Raw genomic sequence first — 20,359 nt, 5'->3', positions numbered from 1 at the left:
GGCGCTTCCGGCGCCCGCTTTCATTCGTTTTCACATTTGCAACGGCAGGCCGCTGCAAGGTCTGGGGAGGACCGTCATGAAACCTTTCGCAATCGACCGGACAAACGGCCTGTGCGCCGCGCTGTTCATCTTTTTCGGCGCCTTTTTTGCCATACAATCGCTCGGCCTCGAAATCGGCACCGCCTTCCGCATGGGACCGGGCTATTTCCCGCTGGTGCTGGCGATCGTGCTGATCGTGCTCGGCGCCATCATCCTTATCCAGGCGGTGCGCGTCGAAGGTGAACCGATCGGCCCCATTGCCTGGCGCGGCATGCTGTTCATCCTGCCGGCGCCGATCTTCTTCGGCCTGACGGTGCGCGGCCTTGGCTTCGTCCCGTCGATCTTCCTGACCGCGCTGATCGCCTCCTTTGCCAGCGGCCGCATGAAGCCGCTGACCGCGCTTGTGCTGTCAGCCGGCCTGACGCTGTTTTCGGTCCTGGTCTTCAGCTACGCGCTCGGGCTGCCGTTCCAGCGCTTCGGCCCCTGGCTGCCCCAATGGCCGGCATTCTGAGGTGATGAGATGGACCTGCTCAAAAACCTCGAACTCGGCTTTTCGACGGCGACAACGCCGGCCAATCTCGGTTTCTGCCTGATCGGCGTTCTGCTCGGCACGCTGATCGGCGTCCTGCCCGGCATCGGCGCCACCGCAACCATCGCCATGCTGTTGCCGATCACCTTCCAGATCGGCGACCCGGTCTCCTCGCTCATCATGCTTGCCGGCATCTACTACGGCGCCCAGTATGGCGGCTCGACCACCGCCATCCTCATCAACATGCCCGGCGAATCCTCCTCGGCCGTCACCGCGATCGACGGCTACCAGATGGCTCGCAACGGCCGCGCCGGGGCGGCGCTCGCGATCGCCGCGATCGGTTCGTTCTTCGCCGGCACGGTGTCGACCTTCCTGGTCGCTGTCTTTGCCCCGCCGCTGACGGCGATAGCGCTGCAATTCGGCGCGGCGGAGTATTTTTCGCTGATGATCGTCGGCCTCGTCTCGTCCGTCGCGCTCGCCCATGGCTCGATCGTCAAGGCGCTGGCGATGGTCGTGCTCGGCCTGCTGCTCGGCATTGTCGGCACCGACATCTACACCGGCACGCCACGCTTCACGCTCGGCATTCGCGAATATGCCGACGGGCTGAACTTCGTCGCGGTGGCGGTGGGCGTGTTCGGCATTGCCGAGATCCTGCGCAACCTCGAAAACGAACACGAGCGCTCGGTGCTGATCAAAAAGGTGTCCGGCCTGATGCCGACGCGCGACGACTTCAAGGCCATGGCGGCACCTATCGTGCGCGGCACCATCATCGGTTCGGCGCTCGGCATCCTGCCCGGCGGCGGCGCGGTGCTTGCCGCCTTTGCCTCCTACACGGTCGAAAAGCGCGTCTCGAAACACCCTGAGGAATTCGGCAAGGGTGCGATCGCCGGCGTCGCCGGGCCGGAATCAGCCAACAATGCCGGCGCCCAGACGTCCTTCATCCCGATGCTGACGCTGGGCATTCCGGCCAACCCGGTCATGGCGCTGATGATCGGCGCCATGATCATCCAGGGCATCGTGCCCGGTCCCAATGTCGCGACAGAGCAGCCGGCACTGTTCTGGGGCATCATCGCCTCGATGTGGATCGGCAATCTGATGCTGATCGTGCTGAACCTGCCGCTGATCGGGCTGTGGGTGAAGCTGTTGACGATCCCCTATTATGTGCTCTTCCCGATCATCATGGCGTTCTGCTCGATCGGCGTTTACAGCGTCAACACCAACGCCTTCGATCTCCATGCCGTCGCCTTCTTCGGCCTGCTCGGCTACGTCCTGACCAAGCTGCGCTGCGAACCCGCACCGCTGCTGCTCGGCTTCGTGCTCGGCCCGTTGCTGGAGGAAAACCTGCGCCGCGCCATGATCCTGTCGCGCGGCGACCCCTCGACCTTCGTGACGCGGCCGATCAGCGCCGGCCTGCTGCTCGTGGCAGTCGCCGTGCTCGTCGTCGTCTTCCTGCCGTCGGTCAAGAAGAAGCGCGAAGAGGTGTTCGTGGAGGAGAACTAGTTATCCGGGACGTCCGAAGGGCCGAGCGCAGCGATTTCCACCAGCGGCGCCGGCACATCGGTGGTCTTCTCCGCCGCCTTGCAGATATCGGCAATGACGCAGGCCGCGCAATCGGGCTTGCGCGCCTTGCAGACATAGCGGCCATGCAGGATCAGCCAGTGATGCGCATGGCGCATATACTCGTCCGGTATGATCCGCAGCAGTCCCTGCTCGACCTGTTCCGGCGTCTTGCCGGGCGCCAGGCCGAGCCGGTTGCCGATGCGAAAAATATGCGTGTCAACCGCCATCGTGTGCTGACCGAACGCCATGTTGAGCACGACATTGGCGGTCTTGCGCCCGACCCCCGGCAGCTTGACCAATTCATCCCTGTCGCCAGGCACCTCGCCGCCATAGTCGCGGATCAGCGCTTCCGCCAGCGCAATCACGTTCTTGGCCTTGTTGCGCCAGAGCCCGATGGTTTTGACGTACTCGCCGACCCTGGCCTCGCCCATCGCCAGCATTTTCTGCGGCGTGTCGGCGACCTTGAACAGCGCCCGCGTCGCCTTGTTGACGCCGGCATCGGTCGCCTGCGCCGACAGCACAACCGCCACCAGCAGCGTGAAGGCGTTGACGTGCTCGAGTTCGCCCTTCGGCTCCGGCCGCTGCACCGAAAACCGCCGGAAAATCTCATGCACTTCGGCGGCGCTGTAGAGCGAACGAACCCTTGCCGGCCGTGGCTTCGCGTTCGAGCCGTCGCGCCGGCCTGGCGGCAGTTCACTTTTGGGCATGGAAGAATCTTTGGACTTGGGGCTAGCCATTTCCCTCCTATAATATCCCGCCATGAGCGACACAAACGCCTCGTTTCAGGCTGACGAGCCCTTCTTTCACGCATTGTTGACCCCACACCGGTCGCTGGGAAGGACGGGCTTCCTGATCCTGATGGGCGCGCTGCTGTTCGGTTGGGTGGTGACCGGGGCGTTTTTCCTGTCGCGCGGCGCCTGGCCGGTGTTCGGCTTCTTCGGGCTCGACGTGATCGCCGTCTACATCGCCTTCCGCGCCAATTACCGCGCCGCCCGCGCCCGCGAGGAGGTCTCGGTGTCACGCACCAGCCTCGACATCCGCAAGACCGCGCCCTCGGGCAAATCGGAGGCGCATCGCTTCAACCCGTTCTGGGCGCGCTTTTCCGTCGCCCGCCACGCCGAGATCGGTATCACCAGGATGACAGTGGAAGCACAGGGGCAGAATGTACCGATCGGCTCATTCCTGGACCCAGATTCCCGTGAGAGTTTTGCCACCGCGTTCTCACGCGCGCTGGCGACCGCTAAAACGCGCTGACCCGGCGCCTCAGAACCGGTAGCGCAAGATTCTGCCGACCTTGCGCAGCGCGGGAATGTGTCTCCACAGCCCGATGAACAGTTTCGCCGACCAGCCCATGTGAGCTGTGCGTTCGGCGCTATAGGCCGAGATATCATCGACGAAGCGCAGCTTCGGAACGGCGCGCTCCAGCTCGTGCGGGTCGTCGATCGCCCAGTGGACTTCGGCGCCTGTCGCCCTGATGGTCGGATTGAGGCGAAGCATCTTCAGGCCGAAGCGGCTGTAGGCGTCGAACATCAGCTCGCCACCGGCAAGATGCGAGACGAGACGCGACAACAGGCGCGGCCCTTCCTCGGCCGGGAGATAGGGCGTCAGCCCCTCCATCACCACGACGGCCGGGCGATTGCGTGGCACTTGCGTCAGCCAGTCCGGTTCGGTCACCGACGACGCGACGAGGTGATAATTGTCTCGGGACGGGTAGAGCTTGCGCCTGAGCGCGATGACGTCAGGAAAATCCACATCGAACCACTCCACGCCATCGGGCGGATCGACGCGCAAGATGCGCGTATCGAGCCCGCAGCCGAGATGCAGCACGATGGCTCCGGGATTCCTGGCGATGAAGTCCTGAACACGAACATCAAACGTCCTGGCGCGGATCGCCAGGCCGATGCCGAGATTGCTGTCGACCTTGAGCCGCGAGAAATCATAGTCGATGGCGCGCACAGCCTCGTCGGCGAAACGGTCCTTGAGCAGCGAATGCGCCAGCCGGCTCTCCAGCGCCTTGCCGTAGAGTGTCATCAGCAAGGTCTCCCTTGCCCCGGTCAGATTTACCTTTTCGCCGGCCATCGGCAGCTCCCGCTTGGCAATGCAGTGTCTATTTGGGAACGGTCGGCGACAAGGCAAGTTTCGGGTGGTTGCAGAGTGCGGAAAGAACGATATTCGCGGTCAAGGAGATATTGCCATGAACGCCCAGATGACCATGAATACGCGGATGAAACCGACAGCGATCCTGCAGAACGACATCACCCCCGAAGGCAGCGACTACGAGGTCGTGCGCCGCGCCATCGAGAAGATCAGCCTCGACTACCGCGACCAGCCCTCGCTTGAGGCTCTGGCAGCCGATGTCGGCGAGACGCCGACCGGGCTGCAAAAGCTGTTCACCCGCTGGGCCGGCCTGTCGCCGAAGGCCTTCCTGCAGGCGGTCACGCTCGACCATGCGCGCAAGCTGCTCGATTCCGGCATGCCGCTGCTCGAAACATCGTTCGAGCTTGGCATGTCCGGCCCCGGCCGGCTGCATGACCTGTTCGTCACCCATGAGGCGATGTCGCCGGGCGACTACAAGACGCGCGGCGCCGGGCTGACCATCCGCTATGGCTACCACATCTCGCCCTTCGGCATCGCTCTGATCATGGTCACCGACCGTGGCCTTGCCGGGCTCGCCTTCAACGATCCGGGCGGCGAGCGGGCAGCCTTCGCCGACATGTCGGGCCGTTGGCCGAACGCGACCTATGTCGAGGACATGAGCGCCACCCAGCCCTATGCCGCGCGCATCTTCGACCCGACGCTGTGGCGCGCCGACCAGCCGCTGCGGGTGGTGATGATCGGCACCGACTTCCAGCTGCGCGTCTGGGACGCGCTGCTCAGGATCCCGATGGGCAGAGCCTGCACCTACTCCTCGATCGCCGCCGGGATCGGCGCGCCGAAGGCGAGCCGGGCGGTGGGCGCGGCAGTCGGCGCCAACCCGTTGTCCTTCGTCGTCCCATGCCACCGGGCGATCGGCAAGTCCGGTGCGCTCACCGGCTATCACTGGGGTCTGACGCGCAAACGCGCCATCCTCGGTTGGGAAGCAGGTCAGACCGCTTCCTGAAGACATCCCGCATCAAACAACGCCGGCGAAAACCCTTCGCCGGCGTTTTTGTTTTGCGAGCCCTCGGAAATCGCGCAAAATGTCCGCACGCTCTGGCAAGCCGCCGGCTTACAGGTTAGCTTCCCGCGCATCCCGCAGGAGGCATTTTCTTGATCATCGTTATCGGCTCGATCAACCTCGACCTCATCGCCAATGTCGACCGCTTGCCTTCGCCGGGTGAAACGGTCCGCGGCTCCGGTTTCACCACCGCGCCCGGCGGCAAGGGCGCCAACCAGGCGCTGGCCGCGGCGCGCGCCGGCGCCAAGGTGCGCATGGTCGGCGCCGTCGGCAAGGACAACTTTGCCACCGAGGCGCAGGCGCTGCTTGTCGCGGGCAAGGTCGATCTTTCCGGCGTTGGCCAGAGCTTCGCCTCCACCGGCACGGCGCTGATCCTGGTCGCCGCCGACGGCGAGAACGTCATCGCTGTGGTACCGGGCGCCAATGATTCGGTGCTGCCGGGCGATCTTGCCAAGGCTTTCCTAGGGAAAGGCGACGTCGTCCTGCTGCAGCACGAAATCCCCCTGCAGACGGTCGATGCCGCGCTTGACGCCGCCCGCGCCGCCGGCGCCATCACCGTGCTCAACACGGCGCCCTTTCGCGCCGAGGCGGCGGCGTTTCTCGGCAAGGCCGATTACGCCGTCGCCAACGAGACCGAATTCGACCTTTACGGCGAGGCGCTGTCGCTGAAAGGCCGCGACCGCCCGGCGCGCATGCGCGACTTCGCCGGCAAGACCGGCCGCACCATCGTCGTCACGCTCGGCGGCGACGGCGTGCTGGCGGCGACGCCGGACGATTTCATGACCGTGCCGGCGCTGAAGATCACCCCTGTCGACACGGTTGGTGCCGGCGATACGTTTTGCGGCTACCTCGCAGCCGGGCTGGCGGCGGGCCTGCCGCTCGAAGAGGCTCTCACCCGCGCCGCGGCAGCGGGCTCCCTGGCCTGCCTGAAGCCCGGCGCCCAGCCGGCGATCCCACTGGCGGCGGACGTCGATGCCGCCCTGCGTAACGCCGCCGGATGACAGTGATGCGCCCCGCCACGAAGCACGCCGTGCCGCCGGCCGGCGATATTTGCCGCCTTTCCGCCATCGGCCTTGCCGAGGCGATCAGGCTTCGCCGCCTGTCCGTGCGCGAGGTGGTCACGGCCTTCCTCGACCGTATCGAGGCGGTGAACCCGCTGGTCAACGCCATCGTGTCGCTGCGCGAGCGCGCCGACATACTGCGCGAGGCCGACGAGGCTGACGCGCATCTGGCAAAGGGCGGCCCGACCGGCACGCTGTTCGGCCTGCCGATGGCGATAAAAGACCTCGCCATGACCAGCGGCTTAAGAACCAGTTCCGGCTCGCCGATCTTCGCCGATTTCGTGCCGCAGGAAGATGATTTCTTCGTCGAGCGCATCCGCAAGGCCGGCGCCATCATCATCGGCAAGACCAACGTTCCCGAATTCGGGCTGGGATCCAACACCTATAACAACGTGTTCGGCCCGACGTTGAACGCGTTCGATCCGGCGCTCACAGCCGGCGGCTCGAGCGGCGGCGCCGCGGTCGCGCTTGCGCTGGACATGGTGCCTGTCGCCGACGGTAGCGATTTCGGCGGCTCGCTGCGCAATCCGGCCGCCTGGAACAATGTCTATGGCTTCCGCCCGTCGCAGGGCCTTGTCCCCGGCGGACCGGACGTCGAGGTCTTTCATGCCCAGATGGGCGTCGACGGGCCGATGGGCCGTAATGTGCGTGACATGGCGCTGCTGCTCGATGTGCAGGCGGGCTATCACCCGCACGCGCCACTGTCATGGGACAAGCCTGGCTCCTTCCTCGAAGGGTTGGCAACGCCGGCAAAGGGCGGCCGCATCGGCTGGCTCGGCGATCTCGGCGGTCATCTGCCGGTCGAAGCCGGCATCCTCGACCTGTGCGAGGCCGGGCTCGGACGCTTCGCCCAGGCATCCTTCGTGAGCGAGCCCTTGCTGCCGGATGTCGATTTCGAAGCGCTGTGGCAGGCTTTCGTAACGCTGCGCCAGGCGAGCAGTGGCTCGGCGCTGAAAGTCCATTATGACGACCCGCACAAGCGCGCCCTGCTGAAACCGGAAGCCGTCTGGGAGGTAGAGAACGCCATGCGGCTGACGGCGCCGCAGGTCCGCGCGGCGTCGGTTGTCCGCACCTCCTGGCACCGCACGCTGCTGTCGCTGTTCGAGCGCTTCGATCTCATCGCGCTGCCGACGGCGCAGGTCTTTCCTTTCGAAGTCGGCATCCACTGGCCGCAGGAGGTCGCCGGACGCGCGATGGACAGCTACCACCGCTGGATGCAGGTTTCGGCCTTCGCCACACTGGGTGGCTGTCCGGCGCTCAACGTGCCGGTCGGCTTCGACGCCGCGGGCAGGCCGATGGGCATGCAGCTGATCGGCCGGCCGCGCGGCGATCTCGCCGTGCTCAGGGCCGGCGCGGCCTATGAGGCGACGCTGCCGTGGCAGGCCGGAGCCTCCTGATGTCAACCCGCGGCTGCCGGCGACCTCTCCTGCCGGCTTGCACCGGCGTCGCCGGCGTGCATTGATCAGGCCCTGCCGCGCCCGCGCGTGGCGCATTCTGCCTGAGGAAATCCCCGAGGAATCCCAATGTCGCTGGAACTCTACGCCGCCTATGTCCTTGCCTGCATCGTCATCATCCTGGTGCCCGGCCCGACCGTGACGCTGATCATCGCTAACGGCATCCGCCACGGCGCGCGCGCCGGGCTCGCCAATGTCGCCGGCACGCAGGCGGGGCTTGCCGTGATGATCGCGATTGTCGGCATCGGCCTCAACACGCTGATATCGGGCATGGGCCACTGGTTCGAATGGGTGCGCCTGATCGGCGCCGCCTACCTGATATGGATGGGCGTGCAGATGTTCCGCGCCAAGGGCACGCTGAACGCCGACGGCACCGCCAGGAAGCCGCGCGGCGGCTTCTTCCTGCAGGGCTTGGCTATGGCGCTGAGCAACCCCAAGACGCTGGTCTTCTTCGGCGCCTTCTTCCCGCAGTTCATCGCCCCTCAGGGCAACTACACGCTGCAGATCGTCGTCATGGGCCTCACCGCCATGATCTTCGCCGCCGTCTCGGATTCGACCTACGCGCTCGCCGCCAGCCGCGCCGGCCGCCTGCTCTCGGCCAGCCGCATCAAGCTGATGTCCAGGATCAGCGGCAGTTTTTTGGTCGGCGGCGGCCTGTGGCTGGCGTTTTCAAAGGCGAAGTAACGGCGCCTTTTCCTTCTCCCCTTGTGGGAGAAGGTGGATCGGCGCGATAGCGCCGAGACGGTTGAGGAGTGTTCCAGCGGAGTGAGACGCTGGCTTTCCCTGGAACCCCCCTCATCCGTCGCCTGCGGCGACACCGCCCGGGGGCGAGCCACTTGTCTCGCCCCGTCCTTCGGACCCCACAAGGGGAGAAGGTAAAAAGCCCCCTAAAGCCGCGCCAACCGCTCCACCAGCAGCGCGAAAAAGGCGTCATGGTCGATGTCGCGCATCACCATGGCGTTCTTCGGCCGCTTGGTCACACCCCACCAGTCGATCACGGTCATGCCCATGGTGAGCTCGGAGGCCGTTTCCACGATGACGTTGCACTTGCGCCCATTGAACAACTCCGGCTTCAACAGATAGGCGATGACGCAGGGGTCGTGCAGCGGCCCGCCATCGGTGCCGTATTTCTCCTCGTCGAAGCGCTCGAAGAATTCCAGCATCTCGGACGTCGCCGTGCCGACCCTGGTGCCGAGCTTGCGGATGGCCTGCGTGCGCTTGGCCGTGGTCAGCGCCTTGTGGGTAACGTCGAGCGGCATCATGACGATCGGAATGCCGGATTTGAACACCAGGTCGGCGGCCTGCGGGTCGACATAGATGTTGAACTCGGCGGTCGGTGTGACATTACCGCCCTCGAAGAAACCGCCGCCCATCAGCACGATTTCCTTGATGCGCGGCGCGATCTTCGGCTCGCGGATCAGCGCCAGCGCGACATTGGTGAGCGGGCCGAGTGCGCACAGCGTGATCGTGCCGGCCTCTTCCTTCATCAACGTCTCGACGATGAAATCGACCGCATACTGGTGCTGCAGCTTCATCTTCGGGTCGGGCAGTTGCGGGCCGTTGAGGCCGGTCTTGCCATGCACTTCCTCGGCGGTGACGAGTTCGCGCGCCAGCGGGCGGATGGCGCCGGCATAGACCTTGATATCGGGGCGACCGGCCAGTTCGCAGATCTTTCTGGCGTTCTTCTCGGTCAATTTCAGCGGCACGTTGCCGGCAACAGCGGTGATGCCGACGATCTCCAGCTCGGCGCTGCCGAGCGCCAGCAATATGGCGACGGCATCGTCCTGGCCGGGATCCGTGTCGATGATGATCTTGCGGGTTTGGGGCATTTCATTTCCTTATGCGGGGGAGTCTTTTTGGCGGGGGTTTTAGACGGCTTGAACTTCGCCGCGGCGCGGACCATATCAAGACCATCGGGAAAAATGCCATCCGGGTTTTTCCAGTTTATGTCGCTCCAAAGAGGACAGTGTAACATGAGCCGAATGACGCCCTTCTCCAGCCCGCTTCTCCTGGGTTTCGATGCCATGGAAAAGACCCTGGAACGATTGGCGAAATCCGGTGACAGCTATCCTCCCTACAACATCGAGCGCCTCAGCGGTGCCGACGGCAAGGCCGAAAGGCTGCGCATTACGCTCGCTGTGGCGGGATTCGCCGAAAGCGATCTCGATGTCACCACGGAGGAAAACCAGCTGGTCGTGCGCGGCCGTCAGACCGACGACACCGAGCGCGAATTCCTCCACCGCGGCATCGCCGCGCGCCAGTTCCAGCGCTGTTTCGTGCTGGCCGACGGCATGCGGGTGATCGCAGCGGAACTGAAGAACGGCCTTTTGTCGATCGATCTCGATCGGCCGGAGTCCGAACGGCTGGTACGGAAAATAAATATATCGGTGAAAGACTGATCTTTACCGATGGCTCTCATGCGGGATGGCCTTGAGCGGCGTCCACGCACCAAGGAGGCTTGAAATGACCAGAACTGACGAAACCATCACCATGACCAGCGGCGAATTCGCCCATCTCGGCGAAGGCTCGGTCGCTTACCTCCGCAAGGTCTCGAGCGACGAACTGCTCGGTCGCTTCCCCAATCTCGGCGAAATCGCGCCCGGCATGGTCTTGTGGGCCCTGTTTGCCGCCAACGGCCAGCCGATCCTGCTTTCCGATGCGAAAGACCGGGCTCTGGCCGGCGCCATGGAAAACGACCTGACCACTGTCGCCATTCACTAAAACCACGATCCCGAAAAGTGGGAACCGGTTTTCGGGCAAGATCATGGTTGACCGATAGAAATCGGCGATTGTCAGGATCGGAAATGCAAAGGGCCGCCTTTGGCGGCCCCTGGAAGACTTAATCCCCAAAAGACTTCAGGCCGCGTGCGAGGCCTGCGTGTCCGACAGCAGCGCGTGGATGGCGACCGCATCGCGCGTGCCCCTGATCTTGGCCACCGTGTCGGCGTCACGCAACACCCTTGCGATGCGCGACAGCGCCTTGAGGTGATCGGCGCCGGCGCCTTCCGGGGCCAGCAGCAAAAACACCAGATCGACCGGCTGGTCGTCCAGCGCCTCGAAATCGACCGGGGTTTCCAGCCGGGCAAAGACGCCGGCGATGCGCTTGACCCCGGCGAGCTTGCCGTGCGGAATGGCGATGCCGTTGCCGACGCCGGTGGAGCCCAGCCGTTCGCGCTGCAGGATGGTGTCGAACACTTCGCGCTCCGGAATGCCGGAAATCGCCGCCGCTCTCTCGGACAGCAATTGCAGAAGCTGCTTTTTGGAGTTCGCCTTCAACGCCGGCATGATCGCCGGAACGTTGATAAGATCGCTCAGATCCATGCTTGAAAATCCCTTATTCGCCTGCCGTCGCCAGTCCTCGCCCCTCGCGCGGCTGGTTCTTATCCCTGTGCGACTATTGTCGTCATCCTTGTGCGACTTTGGTCGTGGACGGGTCGATCCAGCCGATATTTCCGTCCGGCCGCCGATAGACGATGTTGAGGTGGTCGTTTCCGGCGTTGCGGAAGACGAAGACCGGGCTGTCCTTGGTGTCGAGCTCGATGACTGCCGACGCCACCGACATGGTCTGCAGTGTCATGGTTGATTCGGCGACGATGGCCGGCGCGAAATCCTCCGGAATCTCCTCGTCGTCGTCGGCAAGCGGCGCCATCACCGTATAGGCGATGTCGGTGATTTCGCCATTTCCGTTGCCTGAATTGTGCGATTTCAGCCGGCGCTTGTAACGCCGAAGCCGCGTTTCGAGGCGATCCGCAGCCGCCTCGAAGGCAAGCGTTGGATCCTGGGCGTCCCCGGTCGCCTGCAGCGAAGCGCCGGAATCCAGCCTGATCATGCAGTCGGCGGAGTAACGCGAACCCGATTTGATGACCGTGACATGCCCTGAAAAACCGCGGTCGAAATATTTTCCGATCGCCTCTCCGACACGGTCGGTGATGCGCGTACGAAACGCATCGCCGATATCCATGTGCTTTCCCGATATGCGCAGCTTCATCTGAAAACTGACCTTCCTTGCTCAGGCTTCAAACTGGCCAGAGTTTATACTCGTGGTCCGTGCGCACAAGCTTTGCGGCGTCAACTCGCGCCGATTTTAGATCCGAACTTTCCGGTTGATCACAATCCGCCTTCTCGGCCGTCCCGTGGCCTTCATCGTGACGGACCATCCGCATGCGGGCAATTCAGCCCGTCTCATGCGGGCGGGCTTCTAGACACTTCATTGCGGCTTGTCAATGAAGGCCTAGAGTTGTGGAAATCCAGCCACAGCAAAAGCCGTGTCGGGCAAGCAGAACTAGCGCCCGGCGCTGGCCAGAGCGCGCTTCTCGCGCCGCCTCTGCACCGATGAGGGAATGTTCATGCCCTCGCGGTATTTGGCCACGGTGCGCCTGGCAATATCGACGCCGCTTTCTTTCAACATGTCGACGATGGCGTCATCGGACAGCACGTCTGCGGGCTTTTCCTCGTCGATCAGCTGCTTGATGCGGTCGCGCACCGCTTCCGAGGAATGCGCGTCGCCACCGCCCGATGCCGCGATCGAAGCGGTGAAGAAATAGCGCAGCTCGAACACGCCGCGCGGCGTCAGCATGTATTTGTTGGCCGTCACGCGGCTGACGGTCGATTCGTGCATGCCGATGGCATCGGCCACCGTGCGCAGGTTGAGCGGCCTGAGATGACGCACGCCATGGACCAGAAAAGCGTCCTGCTGGCGCACGATTTCCGACGCCACTTTCAGGATCGTCTTTGCCCGCTGGTCGAGGCTGCGCGTCAGCCAATTGGCGTTCTGCAGGCATTCGGCCAAAAAATCCTTCTCCGCCTGGTTCTTGGCCTGCGGCGAGACCTGGGCGAAATAAATGTGGTCGACCAGAACCCGCGGCAGCGTCTCGGCGTTGAGCTCGACCGTCCAGCTGCCGTCATTGGCGGCGCGGACTTCGACATCGGCGACGATGGCGTCGCTGGTGCCGCCCGAGAACGCCATGCCCGGGCGCGGGTCGAGCGCGCGGATTTCGGCCAACATGTCGAGGAGATCCTCCTCGTCGACCCCGCAAAGCCGCTTCAGCGTCTGGAAATCGCGCCGCGCCAGGAGTTCAAGGTTGCCGACCAGCGTCTTCATCGCCGGATCGAGGCGATCGCGCACGGCAAGCTGCAGCGACAGGCACTCGGCAAGGTCGCGCGCAAACAGGCCGACCGGCTCGAATGTCTGGCAAACGGCCAGCATCTTGGCCACCATGGCCTGATCGGCGCCGAGCCGCTTCGCGATCTCGGCGGGATCGGCGCGCAGATAGCCTGCCTCGTCCAGGCCATCGGCCAGTTCGCCGGCAATCAGCCTTGCAGCCGGATCGGCAAAGGCAAGCGCGATCTGCTCGCCGACATGCTGACGCAGCGTGATCGCCGCGGCGGCCATGTCGCCGACGTCGAAGCCTTCGGACGAGCCGGACGAACCATTGCCGGTGGCCGACTTCCACTGCGCCGTCAGGTCGGGACCGAGTCGCTCGCTGGTGCCGGGATCGTCTGGAAACAGGTTCTCCAGCGAGCTGTCGAGCTTGTCCGAGATTGCTTCGGCGCTCCACGCCGTCTCGCTCTCGAACCAGTCGCCATCGGCGGCAGGCTCAGGCGCGGCGTCGCCCTTCTGCACCTGGTCACTTGCGGCGTCATCCTGGGGCTCGGCGCGCTCCAGCAACGGATTGCGCTCGATCTCGTCGTCGATGAAGTGGTCGAGCTCGATATGGGTGAGCTGCAGCAGCCTGATCGACTGCATCAGTTGCGGCGTCATCACCAGCGACTGGGATTGTCGTAGCTGTAGTTTCGCCGCCAGCGCCATGGTTCGGTTTCAAACGCCCTTCTGCACCCGGAAGCCTACACATCAGAAGCTGCCGGAAAATGAATTTTTCCGACCCTCCATAAAAACTGGCCCAGCTTTTGCTTGTCAAGGAAAATGCTGGCAAAAGGCCTCTACCGGGGCGCTATCTCACGCAAAATCGGAGAAAAAGGCCCTACGGGGCGGCAAAAATCGCCTCAGGAAACAAATTTCACGCTCAGAGCGTGAAACCCTCGCCGAGATAAAGCCGCCGCACATCGGGGTTTGCCACCACCTGGTCGGCGCGGCCATGCGTCAGCACCTGGCCGGCATGGATGATGTAGGCGCGGTCGATGAGGCCGAGCGTTTCGCGCACATTGTGGTCGGTGATGAGCACGCCGATGCCGCGCGCCGTCAGATGGCGCACCAGCTGCTGGATGTCGGCGACCGCAATCGGGTCGATGCCGGCGAAAGGCTCGTCGAGCAGCATGTAGGCCGGCCGTGTCGCCAGGGCACGGGCGATTTCCAGGCGCCGCCGCTCGCCGCCGGACAGCGACATGGACGGCGACTTGCGCAGATGACTGATGTGGAATTCCTCGAGCAGTTCGTCGAGATTGCGTTCGCGCACCTTGCGGTCCTTCTCGACCACCTCGAGCACGGCGCGAATATTCTGCTCGACATTGAGGCCGCGGAAGATCGACGCCTCCTGCGGCAGATAGCCGATGCCGAGTCGGGCGCGGCGATACATCGGCATCGAGGTGACGTCGAAACCGTCGATCTCGATCGTGCCTTCGTCGACCGGCACCAGGCCGGTGACCATGTAGAAACAGGTGGTCTTGCCGGCGCCGTTGGGGCCGAGCAGCCCGACAGCCTCGCCGGCGCGCACACCGATGGTGACGCCGCTGACCACCTTGCGGCCCTTGTAGCTCTTGGTCAGACCCTTGGCGATCAGGGTGCCCTTGAACTTCGCGGAATCGACGGTGACTGTGGCCGGTGCAGCAAGTTTGCTGGCCGCCCGTCCCGGAAGGCGGGTCAGCAGCGAAGATACGCCAGTCATTACTATTTCGGCGCCTCAGATTTCGGCGGCGGTGTCATCGACATGATGACTCGCCCGCCGCAGCCATCGACCTGAGCCAGGCCGCTTTTCATCTGCACGGTGAGCTTGCAGCCCTTGAGCACATTCGGGCCTTGGGACAGCACGACTTCATTGCCCGACAGGACGAGAACCTGCGTCTTCATGTCGAACGTGGCGTTGTCGCCGGTGGCGATCTGGTCATTCGACTTGATGTAGACTTTGTTCTTGACCACCAGGTGATCGATGTTGGCCGAACCTGTCATCGCAGAAGCGCCGGCGGCCGCACCCTTGGCGGCGTTGGGGTCCTTGACGTAGTAGACTTCCATACTGCCGGCCTTGAGCAGCGTCGGCCCTTGCGTCACGGTGACGTTGCCGCTGAACAGCGCCATGCTGTCGGCCTGGCGGACCTCGAGCTTGTCGCTCTCGATCTGGATCGGCTCGTCGCCCGACAGTTTGAGCCCGGATTGGCTGCTGGCGCTGGACTGAGCCCAGGACGGCGCCACACCCAGCAACAGCAAGGCCGAAGCTGCGGCGACAAGCCGTGCCGAATTACTGGGACGCATTCGATTCTCCGCTCTTTGCCTCTGCCGCCTTCATAGTGGCCGGATCGATGTGAACGCTTACCTTATTTTCGAAAACGACAACGTTGCCATTTTCTTCGACCGACATCGAACCCGCCGTGATCCGCGAGCCGTTGCGGCTGACATCGACCGGATCACCTGTCTTCATAGAGCCTTTGCCCATGTCGAGGAAGACCGATTTGAACGTGGCAGCGACGCCGTCGGTGGTGGTGACGGTGACGTCGCTGGTCATGTCCATCGTGTTGGCGTTGCGGTTATAGATGCCGCGCTTGGCATCGACGATCGCCACATTGTCCGCCGTCAGCGGCAGTTTGGCATGGATGCCTTCGAGTTGGATGATGTCCTGCTTGCCGACGTCCTGGATGGCGCGCAGCGCCGTCAGCGAATAGGGCAGCTTCTGCTTGGTGAAGCCGTTGAGCTTGGGATTGGCCATCACCAGCTTGCCGTCGGCAAAGGCGGTGCCGTCGGCCTGTATCGAGACCGAGACCGGCGCCGCAAGATAGGAATAGACCGGAAACGCAACCGCGATTCCAGCGGCAAGCACCGGCACTGCGAATTTCAGCACGCGCACGCGGCGCGAATGGCGCTGGGCGCGGTCGAAGGCGTCCCCGCGCGTGCCCGCTGGCGCCGTGGGCGCCAAGGCCGCATCGGCGTTGGTCGGTTCGTTCGATCGAGCTAGCATGACTGTCTTCTAATAAACCCTTGCCCGCCAAAACACCTGCTATAGGTGGGTTGCCGGCCCCCGCAAGCAAGCACAAGCGGAGGAAAACCGCAAAAATGTGACGGCCGTTGTTTTTGCAAACGGAAATCAGGCGTCACAATTTCGGCACTTCATAGCAGAAACGAACGCGTCGCGTCATTTTTTCCTGAAATGCCGCCACTGGCGCGGTCGCTTCGTCGCAGGCCCGTGAGGAAGAGGTAGCCGGGCGCGGACGCTTGCTTTAAAAGCATCGCTTCCCACCGACTATGAGGCAGACTATGGCACTGAGAGCCGACGACCTGATCGACCGCCGCCGCTTGCGGCGCAAGCTGACCTTCTGGCGCGGCGCCGCCATTGCCATCGTGGCGCTCGGGGTGATTGCACTTGCAAGCTGGTTCTATGGCGAAGATCTCGGCGGCTCCTCGATCAACCATATCGCCAAGGTCAGGATCGAAGGCACCATCACCGAGGACGAGGAACTGATCAAGCGACTGGAAACCATCCGCACATCCTCGCAGGTCAAGGGCGTCATTCTGGCTATCGATTCGCCCGGCGGCACCACGGTCGGCGGCGAATCGATCTACGAGGAGGTGCGCAAGCTCGCCGCCGACAAGCCGGTGGTTGCCGAGGTCGGCACGCTGGCCGCATCGGCCGGTTACATGATCGCCAGCGCCAGCGACCACATCGTCGCCCGTAAGACCTCGATCGTCGGCTCGATCGGCGTGCTGATCCAATATCCCGATGTCAGCGGCCTGATGGACAAGGTCGGCATCAAGCTCGAAGAGGTGAAATCCTCGCCGCTGAAGGCCGCGCCCTCGCCCTTCAAGCCGACCAATGAAGACGAGCGCGCCATGGTCCGCAAGCTCATCCTCGACAGCTATGACTGGTTCGTCGGCATCGTCGCCGAGCGCCGCAAGATGACCCGCGACCAGGCATTGGCGCTCGCCGACGGGTCGATCTTCACCGGCCGCCAGGGTCTCGCCAACGGTCTGATCGACGCCGTCGGCGGCGAAAGCGTGGCCATCGACTGGCTGGCGACCAAGGGTGTAGACCACAAGCTCAAGGTGGTGGAATGGAAGGACACCGAACGGCGCGGCAGCTTCCTGTTCTCGAAAGCAATAGCGCGCAGCGTCGGCAGCGCGCTCGGTCTGTCGGAGACCGGAAGCGACGTTCTTCACGAAATCGGCGCCGATCGCTTGTTTCTTGACGGTCTCGTTTCCGTCTGGCACCCTTGATCTGCCGTTTGGGGCGAGTAAAAAAACAAATAAAATCATCCTGATAATTTGACCGCAGCGCTTTCACGGGGACCTTTCTGATGATCAAATCCGAGCTTGTGCAGATCATTGCCACGCGCAACCCGCATCTTTTCCTGCGCGACGTCGAAAACATCGTGGGGGCGATATTCGACGAGATCACTGATGCCCTTGCGGAAGGCAACCGGGTCGAGTTGCGCGGCTTTGGCGCTTTTTCGGTGAAAAACCGCCCTGCCCGCACCGGCCGCAACCCGCGCACCGGCGAATCCGTCGAGGTCGAGGAGAAGTGGGTGCCGTTCTTCAAGACCGGCAAGGAATTGCGTGAACGGCTGAACGGCGGCAAATAAGCGCGGACTTGACGCGTCGGCCTCCTCAAGGCCTGCCTTTCCCAAGGAATCTCTATGTTCAACCGCTTCATGCTTATCGTGGTCTTCGTGCCGCTGGCCGTCATCCTGATTGCACTGGCCGTCGCTAACCGCGAGCTCGTCGCCTTCACGCTCGATCCGTTCAACCCAGGCAATCCGAAGCTGACACTGAACTTGCCGCTGTTTATCTTCCTGTTCGTGGCACTGGCCATCGGCATGGTCGTCGGCAGCCTGGCGACCTGGGTCAAGCAGGGCCGCTACCGCAAGCTGGCGCGCCAGCGCGGCATCGAGGCCGAGAATTTGCGCCAGGCGGTCAGCCGCGTGCCGGCCGCGCCGCAAGGTTCTGCCCCGGGGACGGCGCTGCCGAAGCCAACGGCCTGAAGCCGGCGCTTTTACCTTCGCGGAGTTTTGCATGCTGACCATTTCGGCCGACGCTGTCGACCAGGCGCTGAGCTTTCCCGGACTGGTCGAGACATTGCGCGCGGCCTTCCGCGAGGGTGCTGTGCAGCCCGTCCGCCATCACCACGCGGTCGAGCGGCCCGATGGTGCCACGTCGACGCTGCTTTTGATGCCGGCCTGGACCGACTTCCATGCCGCCGGTACCTCGGCGGGCGGTCATATCGGCGTCAAGATCGTAACCGTATCGCCCGACAACAACGCCATCGGCAAGCCGGCTGTCATGGGGCTCTACCTCTTGCTCAACGGCGCCACCGGCGAGCCCGAGGCGCTGATCGACGGCCAGCGGCTGACGCAGTGGCGCACCGCTTGCGCCTCGGCGCTCGCCGCCTCCTATCTCGCCCGCAAGGACGCCTCACGGCTCCTGGTGGTCGGCGCCGGCGCGCTGTCGCCATTCCTGGCCAAGGCGCATTCGGCGGTTCGGCCGATCAAGACCATCCGCATCTGGAACCGCACGCCGGCCAATGCCGAAAAGGTTGCGGCCGATTTGCGCGAGGAAGGTTTCAACGCTGAAGCCGCTAGCGATCTCGACGCCGAGCTTGCTCAGGCCGACATCGTCTCATCGGCGACCATCACGACGACGCCGCTCGTCAAGGGCGCGCTCTTGAAACCGGGCGCGCATGTCGATCTGGTCGGCGGCTTCACGCCGACCATGCGCGAAAGCGATGACGATGCGATCACGCGCGCCCGCATCTATGTCGACACCCGCGCCGGCGCCACCAAGGAAGCCGGTGACATCGTCCAGCCGCTCGCCTCCGGCGTGTTGAAACCGGAAGCCATCGTCGCCGATCTGCATGAACTGGCGCGCGGCGAAAAACAGGGCCGGCAGAGCCCCGGTGAGATCACGCTGTTCAAGTCTGTCGGCGCGGCGCTCGAGGATCTCGCCGCCGGCATTGCCGTCTACAACGCCCTCAAGCCGTAGCGTCGGCCGGCGCTACGGCGCCAGCCTTGCGATCGAATTTCCGGATTGCTTCCGCGCTGACCGGAGTGAAGAAGTTCACCAGATTGCCATCGGGATCGCGCAGCAGCAGCGATCTGTTACCCCATGGCATTGTCGTCGGGGTCTGTACGAAGCCGCCGATGATTTTCGCCAGCCTGCTGTACTCCGCATCGACGTCGCTGACGCGAAACTCGATGATCGCTGATCGATTGGCGGCCGGCTGCGCCACATCCGTTCCGAACAGGGCCAGAGTGCGTGTGCTGCCGATCGCCAGCGTGCAGGAGGGCGTTGCCAGCTCGGCGAAATCGTCGGTGAACCAGGTTACGCTAAGCCCGGTGATCGTCTCGTAGAATGCCACCAGAGGTTTGATCTGGCCGGTGATGATGCGGATCGAGACGAAGTCCATACTATTCTCCTTGGGGAGGCGCGGCGGATCAGGTGACGATGCGCTTGTCGCACAAGACCGCTGACAGCTTGGCGTCAGCAGCCTTGTCACCATGGTCGTGCCAATCCGGGGAGCTGAAGACCTAGGCTGCCTTCGTGGTTTCGGCGCCCATCGCCTCGGCGATCAGCGAGAAATCATGCGCGGTGATTTCGAACAGGCCGAAGCGCAGCTGGTAGCCCCAGTTCGACCTGCCCTTGGTGAAGTCGAGCTGTTCGAGCAGCGGCTTGATCGGCGCTTCGTCCGCCTTGGCCCATTCGACATCCCTACGAAACGGTGTGAAACCGGCGCCCATGTCGCCCTGGTAAGGTTCGCCTTCGCGCACGGTGCCGATCGCCGTGAAGGCCTGCAGGTGGTCCTTCTCGCGCAGAATTGTGGTCGGCGAGTAGTAGACGATGCCGTCACCGGGCTTGATGCGACGCAGCGGTGCCGCCTTGCCGTGATTGACCTGCATGAAGCCGGCCTCGCGGCCGCGCCGCACATGCTCGGCGGAAGCCACCGCAATCCAATGGGCACTCATCCCTGTTCTCCGTCGTTCAGCCAATAGACGCGCAGCCGGTGGTTGTCGGGATCGAGCGCAACGAAGGTGCGGCCGAAATCCATGTCGGTCGGTGTTTGCAGGATGGCCAGGCCGCGCCCTGCCCAGTCCTTATGGGCGACGTCCACCGCATCAGCCCGGTCCGACGCGAAGACGAGTTCCGCACCACCACCCGCTGCGGCGGCCGACGGCTCCACGGTGTGACGCGACCACAGGCCGAGCTTGAAGCCATTGTCGAGCACGAACAGCACAAAGGTTGGCGCTGCCTCCACCGGCTGGCGGCCCAACAGCGCGCTGTAAAAGGCACCGCTCCGCTCCGGGCTGTCGACATAGAGGATGACGAAATTAGGGATAGTCATGCCTGCTCTCCAGGGTTTCGATTGGAGGAGCATAGGCGGCCCCACTGTCAGATTCTGGCAGCAGT

General features: G+C 63.8%; 25 protein-coding genes. 13 read left to right on the top strand and 12 right to left on the bottom strand.

Features of this window, described 5'->3' with window-relative positions; translation table 11 throughout:
* Positions 1-76 precede the first annotated feature (76 nt).
* A complete protein-coding gene (locus JQK88_RS24620; RefSeq protein ID WP_192259142.1) occupies positions 77-550 on the top strand; it encodes a tripartite tricarboxylate transporter TctB family protein in 474 nt (157 codons plus the stop codon).
* A gap of 9 nt (positions 551-559) precedes the next feature.
* Entirely contained in the window at positions 560-2,068 is a 1,509-nt protein-coding gene (locus tag JQK88_RS24615) for a tripartite tricarboxylate transporter permease (protein WP_203279705.1), read from the top strand.
* Here the strand turns inward: JQK88_RS24615 and nth are convergent.
* Entirely contained in the window at positions 2,065-2,865 is an 801-nt protein-coding gene (gene nth, locus JQK88_RS24610) for an endonuclease III (protein ID WP_203279704.1), read from the bottom strand. The two genes, JQK88_RS24615 and nth, sit on opposite strands and share 4 nt — an antisense overlap.
* A 22-nt stretch (positions 2,866-2,887) precedes the next feature.
* Here nth and JQK88_RS24605 point away from each other — a divergent pair, with 22 nt between their 5' ends.
* Positions 2,888-3,382 carry a DUF2244 domain-containing protein gene (locus JQK88_RS24605; RefSeq protein WP_112562662.1) on the top strand — a complete coding sequence of 165 codons (495 nt, stop codon included), beginning with the start codon at positions 2,888-2,890 and terminating at the stop codon, positions 3,380-3,382.
* A gap of 9 nt (positions 3,383-3,391) precedes the next feature.
* Here JQK88_RS24605 and JQK88_RS24600 read toward each other — a convergent pair whose 3' ends face one another.
* The gene (locus JQK88_RS24600; RefSeq protein WP_203279703.1) at positions 3,392-4,207 is read right to left on the bottom strand and encodes a class I SAM-dependent methyltransferase; all 816 of its coding nucleotides are present in this window, start codon (positions 4,205-4,207) and stop codon (positions 3,392-3,394) included.
* 115 nt (positions 4,208-4,322) lie between these two features.
* Between JQK88_RS24600 and JQK88_RS24595 the strand changes: the two genes are divergently transcribed.
* From JQK88_RS24595 to JQK88_RS24580, 4 genes are all read left to right on the top strand, one after another.
* Positions 4,323-5,228 (top strand): methylated-DNA--[protein]-cysteine S-methyltransferase, encoded by a 906-nt coding sequence (locus JQK88_RS24595; protein WP_203279702.1) that lies wholly within the window; start codon positions 4,323-4,325, stop codon positions 5,226-5,228.
* 149 nt (positions 5,229-5,377) lie between these two features.
* Positions 5,378-6,286, top strand: coding sequence for a ribokinase (locus JQK88_RS24590; RefSeq protein WP_203279701.1), 909 nt, complete (start codon positions 5,378-5,380; stop codon positions 6,284-6,286).
* On the top strand, positions 6,283-7,743 hold the full coding sequence (locus tag JQK88_RS24585; protein WP_192259149.1) for an amidase: 1,461 nt from the start codon (positions 6,283-6,285) through the stop codon (positions 7,741-7,743). Before JQK88_RS24590 ends, JQK88_RS24585 begins: the two co-directional genes overlap by 4 nt.
* Positions 7,744-7,869: 126 nt before the next feature.
* Positions 7,870-8,484, top strand: a complete 615-nt coding sequence (locus JQK88_RS24580; protein WP_203279700.1) for a LysE family translocator — start codon at positions 7,870-7,872, stop codon at positions 8,482-8,484.
* A 203-nt stretch (positions 8,485-8,687) separates the two neighbouring features.
* On the opposite strand, the gene JQK88_RS24575 is transcribed toward JQK88_RS24580, so the two are convergent.
* A complete protein-coding gene (locus JQK88_RS24575) occupies positions 8,688-9,629 on the bottom strand; it encodes a nucleoside hydrolase (RefSeq protein WP_203279699.1) in 942 nt (313 codons plus the stop codon).
* Positions 9,630-9,773: 144 nt separating this feature from the next.
* Between JQK88_RS24575 and JQK88_RS24570 the strand changes: the two genes are divergently transcribed.
* Both JQK88_RS24570 and JQK88_RS24565 read left to right on the top strand, forming a co-directional pair.
* Positions 9,774-10,199: an Hsp20 family protein gene (locus JQK88_RS24570; RefSeq protein WP_013893014.1), complete on the top strand. Its 426-nt coding sequence runs from the start codon at positions 9,774-9,776 to the stop codon at positions 10,197-10,199.
* A 64-nt stretch (positions 10,200-10,263) separates the two neighbouring features.
* On the top strand, positions 10,264-10,521 hold the full coding sequence (locus tag JQK88_RS24565; RefSeq protein WP_023683072.1) for a BQ00720 family protein: 258 nt from the start codon (positions 10,264-10,266) through the stop codon (positions 10,519-10,521).
* Between the two features lie 135 nt (positions 10,522-10,656).
* Here the strand turns inward: JQK88_RS24565 and ptsN are convergent, their stop codons facing one another.
* The 6 genes from ptsN to lptC all read right to left on the bottom strand — a co-directional run bounded on the left by ptsN (position 10,657) and on the right by lptC (position 15,923).
* The gene (gene ptsN / locus JQK88_RS24560) at positions 10,657-11,121 is read right to left on the bottom strand and encodes a PTS IIA-like nitrogen regulatory protein PtsN (RefSeq protein ID WP_006200387.1); all 465 of its coding nucleotides are present in this window, start codon (positions 11,119-11,121) and stop codon (positions 10,657-10,659) included.
* A gap of 82 nt (positions 11,122-11,203) precedes the next feature.
* Positions 11,204-11,788 (bottom strand): ribosome hibernation-promoting factor, HPF/YfiA family, encoded by a 585-nt coding sequence (hpf, locus tag JQK88_RS24555; protein ID WP_192259152.1) that lies wholly within the window; start codon positions 11,786-11,788, stop codon positions 11,204-11,206.
* Between the two features lie 294 nt (positions 11,789-12,082).
* Positions 12,083-13,609, bottom strand: a complete 1,527-nt coding sequence (gene rpoN, locus JQK88_RS24550; RefSeq protein WP_192259153.1) for an RNA polymerase factor sigma-54 — start codon at positions 13,607-13,609, stop codon at positions 12,083-12,085.
* A 214-nt stretch (positions 13,610-13,823) separates the two neighbouring features.
* On the bottom strand, positions 13,824-14,642 hold the full coding sequence (lptB, locus tag JQK88_RS24545; protein WP_112562685.1) for an LPS export ABC transporter ATP-binding protein: 819 nt from the start codon (positions 14,640-14,642) through the stop codon (positions 13,824-13,826).
* Between the two features lie 2 nt (positions 14,643-14,644).
* Positions 14,645-15,223 carry an LptA/OstA family protein gene (locus JQK88_RS24540; RefSeq protein ID WP_203279698.1) on the bottom strand — a complete coding sequence of 193 codons (579 nt, stop codon included), beginning with the start codon at positions 15,221-15,223 and terminating at the stop codon, positions 14,645-14,647.
* Positions 15,210-15,923, bottom strand: a complete 714-nt coding sequence (lptC, locus tag JQK88_RS24535) for an LPS export ABC transporter periplasmic protein LptC (protein WP_192259155.1) — start codon at positions 15,921-15,923, stop codon at positions 15,210-15,212. Before lptC ends, JQK88_RS24540 begins: the two co-directional genes overlap by 14 nt.
* A 296-nt stretch (positions 15,924-16,219) precedes the next feature.
* Here lptC and sppA point away from each other — a divergent pair, with 296 nt between their 5' ends.
* The 4 genes from sppA to lhpI all read left to right on the top strand — a co-directional run bounded on the left by sppA (position 16,220) and on the right by lhpI (position 18,937).
* A complete protein-coding gene (sppA, locus tag JQK88_RS24530) occupies positions 16,220-17,176 on the top strand; it encodes a signal peptide peptidase SppA (protein WP_203279697.1) in 957 nt (318 codons plus the stop codon).
* An 80-nt stretch (positions 17,177-17,256) separates the two neighbouring features.
* Entirely contained in the window at positions 17,257-17,541 is a 285-nt protein-coding gene (locus tag JQK88_RS24525; RefSeq protein WP_006200394.1) for an integration host factor subunit beta, read from the top strand.
* A gap of 54 nt (positions 17,542-17,595) precedes the next feature.
* Positions 17,596-17,940 (top strand): lipopolysaccharide assembly protein LapA domain-containing protein, encoded by a 345-nt coding sequence (locus tag JQK88_RS24520; protein WP_203279696.1) that lies wholly within the window; start codon positions 17,596-17,598, stop codon positions 17,938-17,940.
* 31 nt (positions 17,941-17,971) lie between these two features.
* The gene (gene lhpI / locus JQK88_RS24515) at positions 17,972-18,937 is read left to right on the top strand and encodes a bifunctional Delta(1)-pyrroline-2-carboxylate/Delta(1)-piperideine-2-carboxylate reductase (protein ID WP_192259158.1); all 966 of its coding nucleotides are present in this window, start codon (positions 17,972-17,974) and stop codon (positions 18,935-18,937) included.
* On the opposite strand, the gene JQK88_RS24510 is transcribed toward lhpI, so the two are convergent.
* The 3 genes from JQK88_RS24510 to JQK88_RS24500 form a co-directional block, all read right to left on the bottom strand.
* Positions 18,927-19,361 (bottom strand): VOC family protein, encoded by a 435-nt coding sequence (locus tag JQK88_RS24510; RefSeq protein ID WP_203279695.1) that lies wholly within the window; start codon positions 19,359-19,361, stop codon positions 18,927-18,929. The two genes, lhpI and JQK88_RS24510, sit on opposite strands and share 11 nt — an antisense overlap.
* Before the next feature lie 121 nt (positions 19,362-19,482).
* Complete coding sequence (locus tag JQK88_RS24505) at positions 19,483-19,917, bottom strand: EVE domain-containing protein (protein ID WP_203279694.1); 435 nt, start codon at positions 19,915-19,917, stop codon at positions 19,483-19,485.
* The gene (locus JQK88_RS24500) at positions 19,914-20,294 is read right to left on the bottom strand and encodes a VOC family protein (protein WP_203279693.1); all 381 of its coding nucleotides are present in this window, start codon (positions 20,292-20,294) and stop codon (positions 19,914-19,916) included. The genes JQK88_RS24505 and JQK88_RS24500 overlap by 4 nt, the downstream gene beginning before the upstream one ends.
* Between the last annotated feature and the right edge of the window lie 65 nt (positions 20,295-20,359).

Origin of the sequence: Mesorhizobium caraganae, assembly GCF_016836705.1 — a bacterium.
In the GTDB taxonomy this organism is placed as follows: Bacteria; Pseudomonadota; Alphaproteobacteria; order Rhizobiales; family Rhizobiaceae; genus Mesorhizobium; species Mesorhizobium caraganae.
Note: the sequence above shows the minus strand (reverse complement) of the source record. Positions and strands in the feature narration are given on the sequence as shown.